This is a genomic window from Prevotella disiens (genome assembly GCF_900454955.1).
In the GTDB taxonomy this organism is placed as follows: domain Bacteria; phylum Bacteroidota; class Bacteroidia; order Bacteroidales; family Bacteroidaceae; genus Prevotella; species Prevotella disiens.
This window is the reverse complement of record NZ_UGTL01000001.1, coordinates 152,161-169,246: the sequence shown is the minus strand read 5'-3', so window position 1 is coordinate 169,246 and position 17,086 is coordinate 152,161. Positions and strand designations below refer to the sequence as shown.

General features: G+C 41.4%; 12 protein-coding genes. 4 read left to right on the top strand and 8 right to left on the bottom strand.

Annotation, left to right across the window (positions count from 1 at the left end):
- Nucleotides 1–101: 101 nt before the first annotated feature.
- The 3 genes from DYI03_RS00665 to prmC are packed head-to-tail and all read right to left on the bottom strand — an operon-like array spanning nt 102 to nt 2,150.
- Nucleotides 102–806, bottom strand: coding sequence for a ComF family protein (locus tag DYI03_RS00665; protein ID WP_025064570.1), 705 nt, complete (start codon nt 804–806; stop codon nt 102–104).
- Nucleotides 793–1,296, bottom strand: a complete 504-nt coding sequence (locus tag DYI03_RS00660; RefSeq protein WP_021669916.1) for a regulatory protein RecX — start codon at nt 1,294–1,296, stop codon at nt 793–795. The genes DYI03_RS00665 and DYI03_RS00660 overlap by 14 nt, the downstream gene beginning before the upstream one ends.
- Nucleotides 1,293–2,150, bottom strand: a complete 858-nt coding sequence (prmC, locus tag DYI03_RS00655) for a peptide chain release factor N(5)-glutamine methyltransferase (protein ID WP_025064571.1) — start codon at nt 2,148–2,150, stop codon at nt 1,293–1,295. The genes DYI03_RS00660 and prmC overlap by 4 nt, the downstream gene beginning before the upstream one ends.
- A gap of 26 nt (nt 2,151–2,176) precedes the next feature.
- Between prmC and ribD the strand changes: the two genes are divergently transcribed.
- A complete protein-coding gene (gene ribD / locus DYI03_RS00650; protein ID WP_021669913.1) occupies nt 2,177–3,184 on the top strand; it encodes a bifunctional diaminohydroxyphosphoribosylaminopyrimidine deaminase/5-amino-6-(5-phosphoribosylamino)uracil reductase RibD in 1,008 nt (335 codons plus the stop codon).
- Nucleotides 3,185–3,249: 65 nt separating this feature from the next.
- Here the strand turns inward: ribD and DYI03_RS00645 are convergent, their stop codons facing one another.
- Both DYI03_RS00645 and rnr read right to left on the bottom strand, forming a co-directional pair.
- Complete coding sequence (locus DYI03_RS00645) at nt 3,250–4,059, bottom strand: hypothetical protein (protein ID WP_021669912.1); 810 nt, start codon at nt 4,057–4,059, stop codon at nt 3,250–3,252.
- A complete protein-coding gene (gene rnr, locus DYI03_RS00640) occupies nt 4,059–6,335 on the bottom strand; it encodes a ribonuclease R (protein ID WP_025064573.1) in 2,277 nt (758 codons plus the stop codon). The genes DYI03_RS00645 and rnr overlap by 1 nt, the downstream gene beginning before the upstream one ends.
- A gap of 75 nt (nt 6,336–6,410) precedes the next feature.
- Here rnr and DYI03_RS00635 point away from each other — a divergent pair, with 75 nt between their 5' ends.
- A complete protein-coding gene (locus DYI03_RS00635) occupies nt 6,411–7,421 on the top strand; it encodes an NAD-dependent epimerase/dehydratase family protein (protein ID WP_021669910.1) in 1,011 nt (336 codons plus the stop codon).
- A 5-nt stretch (nt 7,422–7,426) separates the two neighbouring features.
- Nucleotides 7,427–8,401: a phosphatase PAP2 family protein gene (locus DYI03_RS00630; RefSeq protein WP_021669909.1), complete on the top strand. Its 975-nt coding sequence runs from the start codon at nt 7,427–7,429 to the stop codon at nt 8,399–8,401.
- 95 nt (nt 8,402–8,496) lie between these two features.
- Here DYI03_RS00630 and DYI03_RS00625 read toward each other — a convergent pair whose 3' ends face one another.
- The 3 genes from DYI03_RS00625 to polA form a co-directional block, all read right to left on the bottom strand.
- Nucleotides 8,497–10,518: an Ig-like domain-containing protein gene (locus tag DYI03_RS00625; protein WP_021669908.1), complete on the bottom strand. Its 2,022-nt coding sequence runs from the start codon at nt 10,516–10,518 to the stop codon at nt 8,497–8,499.
- A gap of 68 nt (nt 10,519–10,586) precedes the next feature.
- On the bottom strand, nt 10,587–12,110 hold the full coding sequence (locus DYI03_RS00620; protein ID WP_021669907.1) for a GH3 auxin-responsive promoter family protein: 1,524 nt from the start codon (nt 12,108–12,110) through the stop codon (nt 10,587–10,589).
- A gap of 820 nt (nt 12,111–12,930) precedes the next feature.
- On the bottom strand, nt 12,931–15,693 hold the full coding sequence (polA, locus tag DYI03_RS00615; protein WP_036870455.1) for a DNA polymerase I: 2,763 nt from the start codon (nt 15,691–15,693) through the stop codon (nt 12,931–12,933).
- 88 nt (nt 15,694–15,781) lie between these two features.
- Here polA and DYI03_RS00610 point away from each other — a divergent pair, with 88 nt between their 5' ends.
- Complete coding sequence (locus DYI03_RS00610; protein WP_004358443.1) at nt 15,782–16,759, top strand: polyprenyl synthetase family protein; 978 nt, start codon at nt 15,782–15,784, stop codon at nt 16,757–16,759.
- The last annotated feature ends 327 nt before the right edge of the window (nt 16,760–17,086 follow it).

Genomic DNA, 17,086 nt, shown 5'->3' with positions numbered 1-17,086 from the left:
TTGCGAATAATCACGCCCTTACAAAGTATTATTTTTTGTTATAACCCGTCACAAAGTTATTTGTAGAAATAGAAGAAAGTAATTTTTTTCAATTTTATAGCCTATTTATCGGCAGCAAAGCAGAGGGCGAGAACGCTAATTTTAATGTTTTCGGCTTTCATGAGTTCCTTTGCCAGCGATGTAAGGGTTGCTCCTGTGGTCATAACGTCATCGATGAGGAGAATATGCTGATTGGATAATTTTTCGGGGTGGCACAACTGGAAGGCATTCTCTACATTTTTGAGGCGACTCCATTGGTCTTTGTGTGTTTGACTTTCTGAGAAATGGGTGCGTTTCACTGCGTTTTCAATGATGGGCAAACCCGTTATGGACTTTATTCCACGGGCTATTTCAACACTTTGATTGTAGCCTCGCTTTATTATTCGCTTTCTTGTGAGCGGTACAGGCACAAGGGCGGTGATGTTATGAAAGAAGTTTTGCGCCATATATTCGCTTGCAACAAGTTGTCCAAGGGTGTATCCTATTTCGGGAGAGTCGAAATATTTCAGTTTATAAATGAGTCTACTCGTTGACGATTGAGGTTTATAAAATAAGAAAGCTGCTCCCTTTTCGATTGGAAATTTACCCCAAAACAGGCGTGCAACAGGATTTTCTAAAGCATTTTTATGGTAGTTTGTTCGTGGTAAAGCAAGGTTGCAAGCAGCGCAAAGCGGTTGTTCGCTAATGCTCAATCGCCTTCCACACATCGGACAAGCACGTGGCGCAAGGAGGTCGAATAGTCTTGTGAGGAAACTAATCTGCGTCATCTTCATTCACATCGTCCACAATGGAAGCATCATCGACACACTGCCGAATTAAATCAAGCGTAAAACCACGTCCCATTGCGTATTTTATGAGCTTCATAGACCGCTCGTAATCGGTTTCAGCCTTAATGGTTTTATACTTATTTTTCATCAATGGGCGCAGCACTTCTAAGTATTTTTCAGGCTCAATTTCGTCTAATATTGGTTGCGAAATACTGGTGGGTATGCGTTTTTGCCATAAGGCTTGCTCAATTTTTCGCCGTCCCCACTTGTTGAACGTTATTTTATCACGCACGAAAGACCGAGTAAATCGTTCGTCATCGATGTATTTATAATCAATTAATTTGTCGATAATGCGTTCTTGCGCATCGGTTGGAATGCCCCATTTACGTAGTTTTTCAGCCATTTCTCCCGAGCAATGTTCGCCCCGAGCGCACAAATCGCCTAATTTTCGCAAGGCTTCTGCTTCTGTGATTGTTTTCTTTTGTATCATGGGCGTAAGGCTTTTACAAATCGTTGTTTGCCAAATTGGTCGTTGCGCACTTCTATTTCAACGTATCCCAAGGTGTTCAACATCGTTGAAACCTCCTCTCCATAGTGTTCATTGATTTCAAAATAGAGTTCGCCGCTGTGTGAAAGTGCCGTTTGTCCGTATTGCGCAATGGCACGATAGAAGCGCAATGGGTCATCGTTAGGTACAAAAAGTGCCGTAGAAGGCTCAAAATTGAGTACATTGGGCAACATTTCGGTTCGCTCATTCTCGCAAATATAAGGCGGATTGCTCACAATAATGTCGAACATTTCCTCTGTTGCTGTCATTTCTAAGGCATCTTTCAGTTGGAAATTCACTGCTGCGCCCATGCGTATAGCATTGTCGCGCGCAATTAAAAGGGCATCTGACGATAGGTCATAAGCCGAAACCACGGTGTTAGCCATATCCAAAGCAAGTGTAATAGCGATGCAGCCGCTACCCGTTCCAATATCTAAAAGGCGCAGAGGAGCAGGCGGTTGCAAGCCACAGAAAGGACAATCGTGCGATTCCATGACCCATTGGCACAACAATTCTGTTTCGGGACGAGGAATGAGTACACCTTTGCCCACACCAAACTGCCGTCCGCAGAACCGAGCCGAGCCAAGAACATACTGAATAGGTTCGCCAGTTTCTAAGCGGAGCATTATTTTTTCGAGTTCATTGACATCGTCTGCTGATAATTCCGTAACTTTGTCGGTATAAATATCGGCAAGGGTTAGTCCGAAATGGTCTTCTAAAACCATGCGAACAATGGCTCTTGCTTCACCTGACGGATAAACTTTTGTAAGCCGTAGGCACATCTTTTGATAGGTCATACTCATGATGCAAAGATAAAAAATAAATGGAAATGAAACAAGAGGATAGGGACGAAATGTATATGCGTCGCTGTTTGCAGCTGGCGAAAAATGGTAGATTGAACGCTAAACCCAACCCAATGGTGGGTGCAGTGATAGTGAGCCATGACGAAAAAATCATTGGTGAGGGCTACCATGTGCGTTGTGGCGAGGGACACGCTGAGGTAAATGCCTTTCATTCAGTGCGTCCAACTGATGAGCATTTGCTTTCTGAATCGACCATTTATGTTAGTCTTGAGCCTTGTTCTCATTACGGAAAAACGCCTCCTTGTGCCGATTTGATAGTTCGAAAGGGTGTACGCCGCATGGTTTGTGGCTGTGTAGACCCTTTTTCAGAGGTACAAGGACGTGGCATTGAGCGCATTCGTCAGGCAGGAATTGAAGTAAAAGTGGGCGTTTTAGAACAAGAATGTTTGGCTTTAAATCGTGAGTTTATAGTGCGAAACACCTTGCATCGCCCTTATATTCTCTTAAAATGGGCGCAGACGGCAGATGGTTTTATCGGTTATTCAGCAGCAGAAGCAGCAGAAAAAGGTACGCTTTTTGTTTCTAACGGCTTTACGAAGATGTTGGTACACAAGCTAAGGGCAGCGTATGACGGTATTGTTGTAGGGCGTGTAACGAACGATTTAGAGCAGCCGAAGCTCACGGTTAGAGAGTGGAGTGGGGCAGACCCATTGAAAATCGTGATGACTTCCAAGGCAGAAACAATGCAAAATGCAGATGAAAATGTGTTGTTTGTGAGCAGTCCGAAGGCAATGATTGAGGCGATAGGGAAGCTTGAACGCACGAAACCAGTTTGTTCGGTCATTGTAGAAGGTGGCGCACAAACATTGCAATCGTTTATTGATGAAAATCTTTTCGATGAGATAAGAGTGGAGACAGCCCCTTTTTCCATTCACAAAGGCGTTGCTGCACCGCAACTTCCGCAGAATATTGAAGTGGTGAAGAGGGAATTTTATGGGAATAGCATTGTAACTTACAAGCGATTATAAGTGTTTGATTTGTCGGACTTGTCGGACGAGTCAGACTGTTCTGACACAAGTAAAGCAAATTGTGTTTAGTATTCCACCATTTTTGCCCACGCTTCGGCAATGACTTCGTCTATTTGAGGCACCGATTGAGGTATTTTGAAAGTCATATTCTTGTTCTTTTCTTTCTTAATACGCTTCATTTCTTGTTCGGAAATGGTCATGCGGTCGGTGATAAAAAGCTCTGACCACACATCAATCTGCTCGTCTTTGTCCTCACCACGATAGTGTGCCATGAAAGTTTGGTGCTTACGAGCCGAAAAAAGGTCGCTTAACGTGTATGTTCCTTCATTTTCTGAATAGGTTTCTTCCTCCTCAAACTGTGTCATTCGGGCAATAATACCATACATTTTCAGTTGGTTCATTTCTATTTCGTGGTTCGGTTGTCCCACCAAATTGTCCATTTTAATCGTTACACCCGTATATGCAATCTTTTGATTAGGAAACTTATGTATTTTAATTTCCCCACATTTGTCTGCCCAACGGTAAATATCGCCATTGTTGCGAGTGGAATACTCCTCGCTTTTAATGCTTTCGATGAGTGGAACAACCTCTAACGCAGGCATATTCATGCGCACAAAGGTTTCGTCGCCATTGGCTTGTGGAGCTTTTCGGCGGCGTTCGCCAAGAAATTTGCGGTCTACAAATGTCGCTTTTTTAGCTGTTGTGTCGAGTGGAACATACATTTCCACCATACCATCAACGAAGTAAGAGAGCAAAGAATCGGTAGCCTGATAGACTCGATAGTAGCCTTTCAGTCTTAAAAATTGTTGCTCTTGCGCCTGTGCAGCAAGAGCAACAATAAGGCAAACAAGGATTGTTTGTAGTTTTTTACACATTATCTACATCTTTTATGTCCTTTTGAATGACCGTTAGACTTAGGCTTTTGCAGCGTTTTTTGTGCCTTTTTGCCTTCGTCATCATCAGCCAATGTGAAGTCAAGTTGTTTGCGTTCCAAGTTGGCTTTTGCCACTTTTATGCGTATTGGGTCGCCCAACTGGTAAGTATGATGGTGTCTGCGCCCTATAAGACAATAATTCTTTTCGTCAAATTCATAGTAATCATCGTCCAAATCACGCATAGGAATCATGCCTTCGCAGTGGTTTTCGTCTATTTCGGCATAGATTCCAAAACTCTGAATACCACTGATATGAGCGTCGAAACATTCGCCTAAGTGGTCGCCCATGAACTCTACCATTTTGTATTTTATAGAGTCGCGCTCGGCATTTTGAGCCACTTGTTCCATGTCGGAGCAGTGTTCGCACAACTCTTCAATATGGTCTTGATTGGCAGAGCGTCCGCCTTCTTGATATTTGGTAAGCAAACGATGCACCATAGTGTCAGGATAGCGGCGAATAGGCGATGTAAAATGCGTGTAATAGTCGAATGCCAAACCGAAGTGTCCAATGTTATGCGTGGTGTATTTTGCCTTCATCATGGAGCGTAAAGCAATGGTTTGAATCATTTTTTGCTCCTTTTTGCCTTCTACTTCAGCCATTAATGCGTTCAAAGCACGAGCCGTTGCGCCCTTTGTACTTGACGATTTGAGACGATAACCAAACTTGGCAGTGAACTGACGGAGGTTCTCAAACTTCTGTGGGTCAGGGTTATCGTGAACACGATAGGGTAGGGTTTTGGCTTTTTTGCCCCGTGCTACCTTTCCAACTTGCATGGCTACATACTTATTAGCAAGGAGCATGAACTCTTCAATCAGTTTGTTGGCATCTTTAGAACGCTTGAAATAGCAGCGAATAGGTTTGCCTTTTTCGTCAATATCGAAGTGGAGTTCTTCTGAATCAAAGTTTACGCTACCATTTTTGAAGCGGTCTTTGCGCAAAAGTTTTGCTAAACGGTCGAGCGTAATGATGTTTTCGGCAAACTCACCCTTATATCCTTCTTTGTCAGGAGCAGGTGCTGGCTCGCCCGTTCCGTCTACTACGCCATTGTCTTCCAATAGCTTTTGAGCCTCTTCGTAGGCATAACGGCGGTCGCTTTTAATGACGGTGTGCGCCAAATGGAAGTGCTTTATTTCTGCATTTTCGTCTAAATGGAAGATTGCACTATAAGCCAATTTCTCTTCATCAGGTCGCAATGAGCAGATGAAATTGCAAAGACGTTCGGGCAACATCGGTATCGTTCGGTCTACAAGGTAGATAGATGTAGCACGTTTTTGGGCTTCTTTGTCAATAATATCGCCCTCTTTTACATAGTGAGATACATCGGCAATGTGTACGCCAACCTCCCATAAACCACTTTCAAGCTTACGAATAGAGAGCGCATCGTCAAAGTCTTTTGCATCTTTTGGGTCAATGGTGCAAGTCCAAACATCACGGAAATCTTCACGTTCAGCCAAGTCTTGTGCTGTAATCTCAGCACTAATTTTCTCAGCAGCCTCTTCAACTTTCTTCGGATACTTATAAGGCAAACCAAATTGGGCAAGGATAGCGTTCATTTCTACATCGTTATCGCCTGCTGTACCCAATACATCTACCACTTCACCGACAAGGTTTTTATGGTCAGCATCAGGCCATTTAGTGATTTTCACCACCGCTCTGTCGCCCGTTTTACCACCATTTAAAGCCTTCTTTGGGATTAAAATATCGTGTACGAAAAGGTTTTCTGGTGTGATAAGGAAAGCAATTTCGGGTTCCACTTGTAGTTTTCCAACAAATGTTTCTTTCTTTCTTTGCAAAATTTCGATGACCATTGCCTCCTTAATATGGTTGGTTCGGCGTGCAAAAAACTGTACTTTTACACGGTCGCCACTAAGGGCTGACATTGAATTTCGCTCTGAAACAAAGACAGGTGTACCTCCATCATCAGGTAGGAAAGAGTTTTTTCCATTTGATTTTCTAACAAATACACCTTCTTGCACTTGCCCTTTCGTGTTCAGCGTATAAGCATTTTCGCCTACTTTCGCTAAGAAATCGTCCCAAGCCATCTCTTCCATTACATCGATAGCGAGCATTTTAAGCGGGTGAGTAGTGAGTTTCAATGCACGAAATATCTGTTTGAAACTAAAAGTTTGGTCTGGTTGTGTTTGGAAAAAACCTGTTATTTTTTCAGCAAGTTCTGCTTTGTTCAATCGTTTTTTTCCTTTTTTTTCCTTTCCCATAATGATTTGCACTTTGATTATATCTACAAAGTAACGAAAAAGTTTGTATCTTTGCAAATCTTTCATACAATTTTAATGAAAAAAAGAATACTTATAACAGGGGCTTCGGGCTTTATTGGCTCGTTCGTTGTAGAGGAAGCACTGCGCCAAAACATGGAAGTTTGGGCAGCAGTGCGTGGTTCTTCATCGAGAAAATACCTGCAAGATGAGCGCATAAACTTTATAGAACTCGACTTTTCAAATGAGGAAAAGTTGCGTGAAGCGTTGCGTCCGCATCAGTTTGACTATGTTGTTCATGCTGCAGGAGCTACAAAATGTTTGAAGAAAGCAGACTTTTTTCGAGTTAATACCGAAGGAACACGCCATTTTATCAATGCACTTTTATCGTTAGAAATGCCACTCGAACGCTTTGTTTTTGTGTCAAGTCTGAGCGTTTATGGGGCTATTTCGGAGCAAATGCCTTATAAAGACATTGAAGAAAATGATGAAAAATGCCCTAATACAGCATACGGCGAGAGTAAATTGGCGGCAGAAAAACTTTTGGCAACGACCCAACACAATGGTAAAACACTGCCTTACGTCATTCTAAGACCTACTGGAGTATATGGACCGAGGGAAAAAGACTACTTTTTAATGGCAAAATCAATCCAGCAGCATACTGACTTTGCAGTAGGTTTTCAGCGTCAAGACATTACGTTTGTGTATGTAAAAGACTTGATTCAAGCGGTTTTCTTGGCTTTGGAACGAGGAAAAACTGGGCGAGGATACTTTATAACCGATGGCAAAGTATATCAGAGTTCTACTTTTAGCAACTTAATTCGTGCAGAATTGGGCAACCCTTGGTGGGTCAGAATAAAAGCTCCCATTGCTTTGTTGCGTGTGATTACCTTCTTTGGCGACCTCTTTGGACGCATGACAGGTAAACTTTCGCCACTTAATAATGATAAATATCAGATATTAAAGCAGCGCAATTGGCGTTGCAACATTCAACCAATCATTGACGAATTAGGCTATAAACCTGAATATGACCTACAAAAAGGTGTTAAAGAAACAATGGATTGGTATAAAAAGAACAATTGGCTTTAACGAAGATGATAAAATTTTTAGTTGATTTATTTACACTTGAGAAGAAACCATTAAAGGGATTGATGGCAATAGAGTGGGCAATGGGCGTTTACATGGCTTTTACGTTCGTTTTAATCTTCTTCATGTACACAAAAATGAACCAGCCAGAAGCCATGATTTATGGTCGTTTGCGTGTCGTTGCTATGACTTTCGCCCTTTGGTTGGTCTATCGCATCGTGCCATGTCGCTTCACTCGCTTCGCAAGAGTAGCTGCACAGTTAGGATTATTGGCATGGTGGTATCCCGATACCTACGAGTTTAACCGCTTGTTGCCTAATCTTGACCACGTTTTTGCCACTTGGGAGCAAAACCTTTTCGGCTTCCAACCAGCCTTATTATTTGCAAAAGAGTTGCCCGATGCTGTGTTTAGCGAACTTTTTGATATGGGTTATGCGGCTTATTATCCCATGATTGCGCTAACGGTATTCTATTATTTTATCTGGCGTTACAAGGAATTTGAGCGTGTAGCCTTCATCATGTTGGCTTCGTTCTTTATTTATTATGTCGTGTTTATCTTTGTTCCTGTGGCTGGACCAACGTTCTATTACAAGGCAGTAGGATTGGAAAAAATCGCTGCTGGCGTGTTTCCTAATGTTCACGATTACTTTAATTTCCACCAAGATTGTTTGCCAAGTCCTGGCTATACAGACGGAATTTTCTATTATTTGGTGGAAGATGCCAAGGCAGCAGGGGAGCGTCCGACGGCAGCTTTCCCAAGTTCGCATGTTGGCATCAGTACAATTTGTATGTTTTTAATTTGGCATACGGGCAACAGAAAGCTATTGGCAGCCTTAGCACCCTTCTATTTCTTCCTTTGTTGTGCCACGGTTTACATACAAGCCCACTATCTTGTCGATGCCTTAGCAGGCGTTATATCGGCTGTTTTGGTGTATTTCCCACTCTATTATGGTACTCGAAATATGGTGAAAAAGGGACGATGATAGTCTATTACGCCTCCGATAATCGTTGAGAGCAGTATAAATGAAAAAAGGTAATTACGTTTTTAAAATTCATAATTACCTTTTTTCAGTATTTGTTATTTCTTTTTCTTTTCCTGTTTCTTAATTTTCTTATTTTTGAGATTCTCTTCTAACCCATTTCGTGGGTTGTATTCTAATCCCAACTGCTTGGCACGTTCGTAATTGCGCATCTTTATCTTTTGCTTCTCCTCTCCTTTTTGCTTAGTAATCTTGCTCGGTTTTTGCAAATAGAGCGGTGTTTCGCGCGGTTTCCATGTAACTCTTACGTCGCGTTTTGCCTTACATTCTATTTCCTTTGGATAGTAATAGACTGCTTCGGGTTGTCGTTGCTTGTTGTATAAGCCCGTATCCCAACGTCCATTATCGTTGTCATCGACTATCAAACGCAAGTAAACAGTGCTTGGTTTGACGTAATAGAACGTGGCTTCATTGTCCTTTGCTGCAACTTCCTTGATAGGTTTGTCGCTTTCGTTCATAAGTTGTAGCAAACAATTCTTGCCTTCCATGCCTTGTAAAGCCACAGTGAGCGTGCAAAATTCGTCTAATGAACTGACACGAATGCCTTGTTTGAACTTTTTAGATGCCTTGCCGTAAATGTCTACAAAGGCTGCTGAATCAAGTTCAAGACTGTATTCTCGCCCTGGTGTCCACTCTCCAATGAGTTTGTAACATCGGGCTCGGCTTGGGGCAATACCGAATTGATATTTAGCACGATACCAAAGTGTGTCTACTTTCTCGTAAAGATGAATCTTAGTAGTGTCGCACAGAGCCACAGGCGAAGCGATTTGGAAAGTAGGATTCTCGTCTGGTGCTATTTGCGAGTTCACATTGTACCTGATAGGCAACTCTTCCTTTGGAAATTCGGTTTGATATGGGCGATTTTTCTCTTTGTTTTTGTCTTGTTGTTTCTTCCATTTTGCAACTTCTTCCTCGTGTTTTTTCAAGCGTTTGGCGTATGGATTTTTAGAAAGAACCTCCAATGTGTCAGCCTTTTTCACGAGTGTTCCTAACGAGTCAGTTACCCAATGGTTTACTTCCATGCGCAGTGTGTCTTGATTGACCAATGCAGTGTCTTTTAACCAATATGTAATGGTGTCTTGGTTGAGGCTCGGCTCGGTTATGAAAGCGTCTTTGGTATTGAAATTCAGCCCTGTAATTTGTGGTAATTCGGCATTTCCGTAGCTATAAAACAACGTGAAATTATCAGCTTCTTTGCGCTCTGCTTTTAAGAAAAATCTGCCTGTTTGTTGTTCCGTAAAGGCTGTTAGCACCACGTCATCGGGCAAAAAGTGTGTGTAAGGCACTTGTTTTATATCGGTAATGTGTAGTGAATCGCGCCAAATGGTGTCTTGTTTAATGTCGGGTTTCGATGAAGGCATGATGACTTCGGGTGTGAAAGCCAACTTTTCGCTTTGCTGATTGAAACGATAATTGCCGTCCATGTCTTGTAAAGCATAGATTCGGTAGTCGCCTTTTGCTACGCCTTTAATGGCAAAATGCCCACGACTGTCGGTGCGAGCGACACGCAGCATCGGTAAATGCTGGAATGCGGTATCGTTTTGGTTCTTATAAAGTCCAACCATAATCCCTTTAATTGGCTCTAAATTCTCGGCTTCAAGCACATAGCCAGCCACTTCGAACGAGTCAATTTGGTTGCCCGTAGAGAACGAATAAGTGTAATTTCCCATCGGGTTGCCCTCGTTATTGTCGGCAATGGCATCGGAAAAATCAACCGTATAGGTGGTGTTTTCCTTCAAAGTGTCTTGCAATTCCACTGTGATGCGCTTTCCGCTTACCTTTATAACAGGTGCTTCCAATTGTGGTGGCGACACAATGACCTTTTCAGTAGGATTTTCTAAGGTGATGAACTCATTGAAAAGCAACGTTATTTTCTTGCTGTTTACATTGCTTGACCTATCGGAAGGCGACGAAGCAAGTATGCGTGGGGGAGTTTCATCGTACCAACCGCCATCGGGTTGCCCCATTCTTGCACAAGAAATGAGGTTGAGCAAGAGAAAGAAAAGGATACAAAAGCTGTTCCATTTCTTTGCTATTTTTATTATTGTTTGTTGGTTCATAACTTATCCTTCTTTTTTATTTTTTCGATACCCATTGTTTTAAAATTCAAAACAATAGGTTTCAAAAATCAAAGCATTTTCTTTGTGTTCATTTCCAACATCTCTTCAATGTTTTTACGACTGTTTGAAAGGCGTGGAACCTTGTGTTGTCCGCCCAATTTTCCTTTCGATTTTAGCCAATCGTTGAACAATCCTTCACGAGCAGGGACGATTTCCAATTCTTGTAGGGTAATATCGTGGAAACGTTTCGCCTCGTAATCTGAATTTATCTCTTGTAGTTTGCGGTCTAAAATAGTAGTAAATTCCTTTAAGTCGGACGGTGCTTTCGTAAATTCTATGAGCCATTGGTGGCGACATTTAGCATTGGCGTCCATGAAAATAGGTGCTGCCGTGTAGTCGGAAATCATAGCTCCCGTAGCCTTACAAGCTGTTTCCAATCCCTGTTCGGCGTTGTCCATGATGAGTTCTTCGCCAAACGCATTGATAAAGTATTTGGTTCGACCCGTAATGACGAATTTATACGGATTGATTGAGGTGAAACGCACTGTGTCGCCTATCTGATAACGCCACAAACCGCACGAAGTAGTAATGAGCATCGCATAGTTTCGTCCTATTTCAACCCCCTCTAACGGCACTATATTTGGGTTTTCGCTTTCAAATTCGTCCATTGGCAAGAACTCATAGAACACCCCATAATCGAGCATTAGCGACATACTTGCATCGGAAGGGTCGTCTTGAATGCCGAAAAAGCCCTCCGAAGCGTTGTAAGTTTCCATGTAATGCATATCCGATTTGGTGATAAGCTGCTCGTATTGCTCACGATAAGGCGTAAAAGCAATGCCCCCATGGAAGAAAACTTCTAAGTTTGGCCACACCTCTTGCAAGTGTTTTTTGCCCGATAACTCCATGACACGCACCAAAACAGAGAGCATCCATGAGGGTACTCCCGATAGGTTGGTAACATTTTGCGTAAGGGTTTCTTGTGCTATGCGGTCGCGTTTTATTTCGAAATCACTCAATAATGCCACCTGTTTCGATGGCACTCGCTTTAAATTAGCCAACGGATTGATGTTCTCAATGAGGATTGCACTCAAATCGCCAACTAACGAATTGGGCAAATTATAGTTGGGCGAATGGCTCCCACCCAGTATTAAACTCTTTCCACTGAACAACTTACTATTCGGATTATTGCTTAAATAATAAGCCACAACATCCTTACCACCTTGATAATGAACATGTTGTAAACCTTCAGAAGTGATAGGAATAAACTTACTTTTATCGTTTGTTGTTCCCGAAGACTTAGCATACCATTTTACCTGACCCGGCCATAAAACATTGCTTTCGCCATGTCGCATACGGTCAATATCGGCTTTCAACTCTTCGTAAGTGTTTACAGGAATATTCTGCGCAAAGTTTTTATACGACTTAATAGTGGAAAAAAGATGATTTCTGCCATACTCCGTGTTCGTTCCACGTTCTATTAAATACTTCAATACCTTGCGTTGAATAGCCACACCTTCATGGGTATATCGCTCTAATTCGTGGCGACGGGGTTGAAAATACAACTTGTTTACGATGCTTGTCAGACTCATTTTTTTTCAATATATTTCAAACTACAAAAGTACTGTAAATATAATGAATACAAATATATTTCACTAATTTTAATAGCTTATGTAGATATTCTTTCCATTTCGTAGGTGTAAGAATGTGCAAGTAATAATAGTAAATGATTAAACAGGGTTATTTTTTTTATATTCGCTTTTAAACGAATATATAATATTCCATTTATAATCAATGAATTAGAATGTTTTTATTAATGATAATTACACTTTTATGAGGGAAAACTTTATGTTGTTTTACACTTTTAATGAGGAAATGGAGTAAGAAATACTACAATTTTCAGTATAGTATTTTATGGAATTTAGAACAATCGTTATTTTATCGAAAAATAAAAGAGCCTGTTTTGGCGTTCAAAACAGGCTCTTTTGAGCTTCAAAACCTATTGTTTTGAAATGCGAAACAATAGGTTTTTGAAACGAGTATGTAATATATTGATTTTCAAGAAGATAGAAATTGGTCAAAATTTCTGTAGAAAAAGCCTCCCTCAACGCCTCCGATAGGAGGGGAGTGCTACCTTACTTGTTCGAGAGTATGGTAATTTGCTATATTTTCTTTTGTATCGTAAATAATGATACCTTGTAGGGGCGTGATTTATCACGTTCCTAACACCCTAAAATAAGCTGACTCTTTGTTGAGAGGAACGTGATAAATCACGCCCCTACAAGGGATTATTATTTGCTAAATGCGAGAAAATAGGGGAGAAAAGCACTTGCCACGGGCCAGCAAATGTGCGCTCCCCTCCCAACGGAGGGGGTGGGGGAGGCTATTGTATAGGTGTATCGGCTTTCTTTTTTAGTGTGCTTCCAACCAATTTTTGCCCCAGCCAGCATCGGCAGTGAGGGGAACTCGGAGTTGGTAGGCGTTCTGCATTTCTTCTAAAACAATGCGTTCTACAAGCTCTTTTTCTTCTGGATAAACCGAAAAATTGAGTTCGTCGTGTACTTGGAGTATCATTTTAGAGCGTATTTGCTCACGTTCGAAACGTTGATGAATGTTTACCATTGCCACTTTTATAATATCTGCCTCCGAACCTTGTATTGGTGCGTTGATAGCATTGCGCTCTGCAAATCCACGAACAGTTGCATTTCTGCTGTTGATGTCATTCAAGTAGCGGCGGCGATGGAATATGGTTTCGGCATAACCCTTACGTCTTGCCTCTTCTTTGGCTTGCTCCATATAGGCTTGAACCTTTGGAAAAGTCTTGAAATAGTCGGCGATTAGTTCTTTGGCTTCGCCGTTTGGAATGTCCATGCGTTGGGCTAATCCGTAGGTAGTGATACCATAAATAATACCGAAATTGGCTTGTTTAGCCTTCTTTCGTTGTGCATCGGTAACATTTTCCATATCCTCGTGCCATATTTTGGCAGCCGTAGCACGGTGAATATCATGCCCCTTACGAAAGGCTTCCATCATGTTTTCATCTTCAGAAAGATGAGCCATAATGCGCAATTCTATCTGACTGTAATCGGCAGAGAAGAACAAACAATCGGGTTCTGGTATGAAACACTTGCGTATTTCTTTACCGTCATCAGTGCGAACAGGTATGTTTTGCAAGTTAGGGTCGCTTGAAGAGAGTCGTCCAGTAGCCGTAAGTGCCTGATTAAACGATGTGTGTATGTGTCCCGTTTGTGGTTTAACGAGCTTTGGTAGCGCATCAATATAGGTGCTAAGGAGCTTTTTGATGCCACGATATTCTAAGATTTTTTCAACAATAGGGTGCTTACTTTGTAGGCTTATCAACACTTCTTCGCTTGTAACGAATTGCCCTGTTTTGGTTTTTTTAGGCTTCTCCATGATTTGGAGCTTACCAAAAAGTATTTCACCTACCTGCTTTGGACTTGAAATATTAAAGGTTTCGCCTGCCAATTCGTATATTTCTGCCTCGTATTTATTCATGCGTTCAGTGAAAATGCGTGATGTCTCTTCCAATGCTTCCGTATCTAAACGAATGCCGTGGAGTTCCATATCAGCTAAAACACGCACGAGTGGCATCTCAATATTCCAGAATAAATCTTCAGCATTTACCTCCTTTAGTTTTGGCTCTAATACGTTTTTGAGTCGCAAAGTAATATCAGCATCTTCGCAAGCATAGTCGGAAACTTCGGCTGGAGCAAGGTCGCGCATATTCTTTTGCTTCTTTCCTTTTGGACCAATGATGTCCTCTATATGCACGGTTTGATAGTTTAGCAAGGTCTCAGCCATGTAGTCCATATTGTGATGGAGTTCGGGTTGAATGAGGTAATGGGCTATCATAGTGTCGAAAAGTTTTCCTTTCAAAGTAACACCATACTTCTTTAACACTTCGTAATCGTACTTAATGTTTTGTCCAACCTTGAGAATTTCCTCACTTTCGTATAGTGGTTTAAAGATATTTACTATCCTTAACGCTTCTTCACAATTAGGAGAAATGGCGACATAGAATGCCTCTTTTTCTTCGACAGAAAAGCTTAAACCTACCAATTCTGCATCAATTGCATCGACAGAAGTTGTTTCTGTGTCTAAACTGAGAACCTTCTTTGTAAAGAAATATTCACAAATTTTCTTTGCTTCTTCCTCATTTTCAATGAGTTTGTATTTGTGTGGTACATCTGAAAGGCTTAAATTTGGCGATTTTTCGGGCGCAACTGCATGCTTGGTCGGTATTTCTTCAAATAAATTGAGTTGTAAATTTTCTGTTTTTGGGTTTTCTTTCCCTTTTTTAAGGAACTTGTTAAGAAGTGTTTTAAACTCTAATTCTTGGAAAATTTCAGTGAGTTTCTCTTCATCAATGGCTTCAACTTTGAGTTCGTCCCATTTCATATCGAAAGGCACATCGGTGCGTATGGTGGCGAGAAACTTTGACATTTTTATATCATCGACTGCCCCTTCCACTTTCTCACGCATCTTGCCTTTGAGTTCATCGGTATGGTTTAGCAAGTTTTCGACAGAGCCAAATTGGTTGATAAACTTAGCTGCTGTCTTTTCGCCTACCCCTGGACAACCGGGAAAGTTGTCGGCAGAATCGCCCATGAGTGCTAAAAGGTCAATTACTTGAGCGGCTTCAGGCACACCATACTTATCTTGAATTTCGTTAGGTCCTATGATTTCGTAACCTCCGCCATGGCGTGGACGATACATAAAGATGTTGTTGCGAATGAGTTGCCCGTAATCTTTGTCGGGCGTGAGCATATAGGTTTCGATGCCATCGTTGCCCGCTTTCAAAGCCACTGTACCGATAATGTCGTCAGCCTCGAATCCATCAGTCTGCAAAATAGGTATGCGCATGGCTTCGAGTATCTGCTTTATATAAGGTACAGCGAGTTTAATGTCCTCTGGAGTTTCTTCACGTTGCGCTTTATAGTCGGGAAATGCTTCGTGTCGGAAGGTTAATCCGTGGTCGAAAGCCACCGCAATGTGGGTGGGTTGCTCCTTCGTAATTACTTCGTTGAGTGTGTTACAAAAGCCCAAAATAGCTGAAGTATTTTGTCCTTTTGAGTTGATTCGTGGACTCCTTATGAAGGCATAATACGACCTATAAATGAGTGCGTACGCATCGATGAGAAACAATTTATCCATTGTAAAATATCTTTTTAGGGTAAAATTACAAAAAAAAAGCCATATATGTAGATAATATTCAGTATTTTTGTAACAAAATAAATGTAGCATGGATTATCTATCTATTATAAAATCTCCAATTTCTAAGGAATTAGACGATTTCATCTCTTTGTTTAACAAGGCGTTAACGCATGATGATGGGTTGTTGGCTAAGGCTTTAGAGCATATTAGAAACCGTGGTGGAAAGCGTATGCGCCCTCTCTTAATGTTGCTTATGGCAAAGAATTTCGGTGAGGTAACGTTTGTGGCACAACATGCTGCCATAGGTTTAGAATTGTTGCATACGGCAAGTTTGGTGCATGATGATGTGGTAGACGAGAGCGTTCAGCGTCGTGGGCAGGCTTCAATGAATGCTACTTATAATAATAAAGTGGCAGTATTGGTAGGCGATTACATACTTTCAACTGCCTTGTTGAACGTGGCATACACGCAGTCGGACGATATTGTGCGCGACCTTGCCGAGTTAGGGCGTACGCTTTCAAATGGTGAAATATTGCAATTGACCAATATTTCGAACCAAGAAATATCGGAAGAAGTTTATTATCAGGTGATTAACCAGAAGACTGCAGCCTTGTTTGAGGCGTGTGCTGTCATCGGTGCAAAGGCTGGACGTGCTTCGGAAGAGGCGATAGAGGCAGCACGATTGTTTGGTCAGCGCATTGGAATTATCTTCCAAATTCGCGATGACATCTTCGATTATTACGATTCTACCGAGATTGGTAAGCCTACTGGCAATGATATGGCAGAAGGAAAGCTGACTTTACCCGTTATTTATGCGTTGAAATCGACGAATAATACCGCCATGATGGATTTAGCAATGAAGGTGAAAGAAGGCAACGTGAGTGCCGAAGAAATCGCTCAGTTAGTAGCTTTTACAAAGCAGAGTGGTGGTATTGATTATGCCGAACAAAAGATGATGGAGTTTCATAGCGATGCAATGAAGTTTATAACGACTTATGTGAAGGACGTGGAAATTGCTAAATCGCTACAAGCTTATTTGGATTTTGTGATTCAAAGGAAGAATTAATCGACAGAAAGAAGATACATTTAGGCGTGCATATTGTTAGGAAATATAGAACAATATGTACGCTTATTTTTTTGTACTAATACTATTCAAAATTAAAAGAGCCTATTTTGCTGTTCAAAATAGGCTCTTTTGAACTTCAAAACCTATTGTTTTGAAATGGCAATTGCCCTATACTGAATTTAGTTGATAATTCCTGCTACACGAATTTAGAACAATTTTTGCTCTGAAGAATGGAGTTAGGCGGACGAATTAGACTGGTCTGACCTGTCCGACAAGGTTAATATTACACAAGAGTGGGGAGAGAGCTTCGTGAATCCCTGCCTTTTA

Excerpts from the sequence above, each read along its gene's own strand:
- rnr (WP_025064573.1), bottom strand. The coding sequence starts at position 6,335 with ATGGGAAAGGAAAAAAAAGGAAAAAAACGATTGAACAAAGCAGAACTT.
- DYI03_RS00625 (WP_021669908.1), bottom strand. The coding sequence starts at position 10,518 with ATGAACCAACAAACAATAATAAAAATAGCAAAGAAATGGAACAGCTTT.
- DYI03_RS00660 (WP_021669916.1), bottom strand. The coding sequence starts at position 1,296 with ATGATACAAAAGAAAACAATCACAGAAGCAGAAGCCTTGCGAAAATTA.
- prmC (WP_025064571.1), bottom strand. The coding sequence starts at position 2,150 with ATGACCTATCAAAAGATGTGCCTACGGCTTACAAAAGTTTATCCGTCA.
- DYI03_RS00645 (WP_021669912.1), bottom strand. The coding sequence starts at position 4,059 with ATGTGTAAAAAACTACAAACAATCCTTGTTTGCCTTATTGTTGCTCTT.
- polA (WP_036870455.1), bottom strand. The coding sequence starts at position 15,693 with ATGGATAAATTGTTTCTCATCGATGCGTACGCACTCATTTATAGGTCG.
- DYI03_RS00665 (WP_025064570.1), bottom strand. The coding sequence starts at position 806 with ATGACGCAGATTAGTTTCCTCACAAGACTATTCGACCTCCTTGCGCCA.
- ribD (WP_021669913.1), top strand. The coding sequence starts at position 2,177 with ATGGAAATGAAACAAGAGGATAGGGACGAAATGTATATGCGTCGCTGT.
- DYI03_RS00635 (WP_021669910.1), top strand. The coding sequence starts at position 6,411 with ATGAAAAAAAGAATACTTATAACAGGGGCTTCGGGCTTTATTGGCTCG.
- DYI03_RS00620 (WP_021669907.1), bottom strand. The coding sequence starts at position 12,110 with ATGAGTCTGACAAGCATCGTAAACAAGTTGTATTTTCAACCCCGTCGC.
- DYI03_RS00630 (WP_021669909.1), top strand. The coding sequence starts at position 7,427 with ATGATAAAATTTTTAGTTGATTTATTTACACTTGAGAAGAAACCATTA.
- DYI03_RS00610 (WP_004358443.1), top strand. The coding sequence starts at position 15,782 with ATGGATTATCTATCTATTATAAAATCTCCAATTTCTAAGGAATTAGAC.